Here is a 2,825-nt window from a genome sequence, read left to right as displayed (position 1 = left end):
GCGCTGGCACGCAAATTACTATGCGTGGGCTTTGCGGTGGTCAAGTCAGGGAAGCCCTACGACCCGCTGTATGTGCGGCTTTCCAGCGAGACTTGACGGGCCGGGCAAAAAACAATATCTACAATTTCGCGCGAATCGTGTAGTGACCCCTTGGTGGCCGTTCACCAATGCGTATGCCGATGATACGTTTGGCGACCAGGCGGGCACTTCCTGGCCGGTACTGTCCACTGGCCAGAATGGTACGGCCCACCTTGATGTATCCCTTCTCAAGCTGTTCCAGCGTCGCCCAGACCTCCACCACAAACGGATTTTGTAGCAATCCGTCCTTGTTCGGCTCGACGCTAATGACCAGGTAACCCTCCTCGGTGTTGATCGACTGAATGCGCCCGCCCACGCTGAAAGTGGGCCGCTCGGTACTGCCCTCCCCCTCCTTCACAGGCCGCAGGTGCGTGAGTTGAAGTTGCTCCACATAGCCTTCAGAGGTACGAAACCAGAGGCGGGCGACCATCATCTGATCCGCAGACACGTCCTGAAGCTGGTCACAGGCATAACCGACGACTTCCACGGCTTGAGGCTCATCAGCCAGCATGATCTGAGCCTGACCGGGCTGTTCGGGAAGGATGCGAACGGGTGTGAGCAGGGTCATGGTGGCATGGAAGGGAATATCCCGCTGGGTTTTCCAATTCGTCTTCTTCTTTTTGCTAGCGACCGGCAGGGCACTCTGGGTCGGCTCAGTGTCCGGTTCAGCAGCAGGAAGGTTGGGTTCAGCTTCAGGCACAGTCATTGTCGTCAGTATGCGTTGCCTGACCTCAGATGACGAAAGGCCGCTAAAATGCTAAGCTGCTTCACAAATAAAGAACCACCCTTTCGGGTGGCCCTGCACGGGATTGGTTAGCTCCAGCTTAGACACCTAGAGCTTAACCAAAATCGACCTCCCGTGCAACAGGGAGGTTGTGTCATTTATGAGGCAATCAAACACTAGCGGATAGCCAATGACGGTTACCACGCATTCCAGAGCACAACGGGAGCAGGTTCATACCGCCCGTTTCATGAAGATGATCCCCCTGTTCACGCCGGAGGCCGCGCCCGGTACGGTGGCCGGTGCCGTTCCGGTCAGCGTGCCGGACGTGGCTGAATGGCATTCCCCGACTCGCAGCAAAGCGCACCAGAAGCCCAGGAAAGCTCCTCAACTGTCTACTGAGGATCAATCCCCCCCATCCCCCGAAGCGGTGCCCGAGTGGCTGACGGACGCCCTGAAGGTCTATGAGGAGCAGCAGGCCCGACCGCCCCGCGCCCAGGTGCGTCTTCACCAGGAGTCGGAAGGCCAGGCGCACCCCATCCCCCAGGCTCCACCCCCTCTTGCTGAGCTGCTTAACCTGGACGCCCTGCGCCCCCGGAGAGGCAAAGGAGCTGGCAGCGCTGGAGCGGGCGCACTGGCCACACTGTTGCATGCCCTGGCCAGTCATGTCCTGGAGCGGCGACCCTCTCTGCGCCGCCGGGATGGCCGCCTCCCCCGGCAGGTGGTGCTGCACCTGAGTGCCGAGATGCTGGCCGCCGCGCTGGGCGTAGACGAGTCCACCGCCCGCCGCTGGACGCAGCGCCTGGAGGAAGTAGGTTACCTGCACGCCCGCCCCCACTACACCACCCTCACGGAGAACGGCGGCTCTCGCACAGTTGTGGACGGCACGCTGTACGCCATCCGACTAGAAGCGGGCCACCAGGCCCACCTGAGTTACCAGGATTTGAACCGCCAGTACCGTGACCTGAACGCCGACCGGGCCGCAGGCCGCACCGCGCACGCAGCGGTGCGGCAGGCCCGACAACAGGCCGCGCAGGCGAACAGCGTCCCAGACGAGGAAAAAAATATGCCGGGGTCAACAGATCTTTCTATAAGTTCAAAGAGTATCTATTTACAACTCAAGGAATGGGCCGTTACTCCGGGCCACTTCAAGAAAAACCCGTTAAGAACTGACCCCCGCATAATTCCGCCCGCCGAACTGGGCGAAACCCTGAAGACCGTGCAGGACGTGGTTTACACCCTGCCGCTGGTCGCGGAGGCGCACCCCACCAGGCGTGCGCCCCTGGTGGGCATCATGGCGGCCACGCTGGCGCGTGCCCTGAATGACGGGCACTCGCGGGCCTGGTACTGCCGCCTGATCTGGAACGCCTGGAGAGCCGAGACGGAAGGTCGCGCCGGACTCCGGGTGCTGGCCGCGCAACTGGAACGCCTGGACATCGACCGCCGCGAGTGGACGACCCTTCGCAACCCCGCTGCACTGCTGGCCGCTCGACTGCGGGCCGCCTGAGCACCCCGCCGAACCACCGACACCTGACTGCCGAAGCTGGGCTTAACGTAGCGAAGAGGCCGAATTGCGCCAACTGGAATGAGTTAATGATGAGGGCATAACTTTTCAGCGTGCGAAATCGAAGGTTTATGCCGCCGCCAACGGGGTAGCCAGAAACACAGCCTGGAACGATTGCAAAATCCTCTTGCCTTGATTGCCAGAATGGCAATCGGTTTCTGCACAGGTGCTCGAATGTCTGAATTCAACGTACGACTTAGGATTTTGCGTATGGGAGATCAAAAATTCAATCTCTCATCGTAGATGGCGAAAAAAATTGGCTTTCGCTAGGTTAAGCCCGATTATGACCACCAGCAAAACGGAGCGAATGGAGCTGCGGCTGTCCAGTGGGGGTGACTACACGATTCGCGCAAAATTGTAGATATTGTTTTTTGCCCGGCCCGTCAAGTCTCGCTGGAAAGCCGCACATACAGCGGGTCGTAGGGCTTCCCTGACTTGACCACCGCAAAGCCCACGCATAGT

2 protein-coding genes are annotated in these 2,825 nt (G+C 60.0%); one reads left to right on the top strand and one right to left on the bottom strand.

The genetic code is table 11. The features are described from left to right. Positions 1-118 precede the first annotated feature (118 nt). On the bottom strand, positions 119-784 hold the full coding sequence (locus E5Z01_RS19085; protein WP_135230821.1) for a hypothetical protein: 666 nt from the start codon (positions 782-784) through the stop codon (positions 119-121). A 265-nt stretch (positions 785-1,049) separates the two neighbouring features. Here E5Z01_RS19085 and E5Z01_RS19080 point away from each other — a divergent pair, with 265 nt between their 5' ends. Beyond that, positions 1,050-2,306 carry a helix-turn-helix domain-containing protein gene (locus E5Z01_RS19080; RefSeq protein ID WP_135230820.1) on the top strand — a complete coding sequence of 419 codons (1,257 nt, stop codon included), beginning with the start codon at positions 1,050-1,052 and terminating at the stop codon, positions 2,304-2,306. Positions 2,307-2,825 lie beyond the last annotated feature (519 nt).

It is taken from the genome of Deinococcus fonticola (assembly GCF_004634215.1).
Lineage (GTDB): Bacteria > Deinococcota > Deinococci > Deinococcales > Deinococcaceae > Deinococcus > Deinococcus fonticola.
This window is presented reverse-complemented; position numbering and strand designations above follow the sequence as displayed.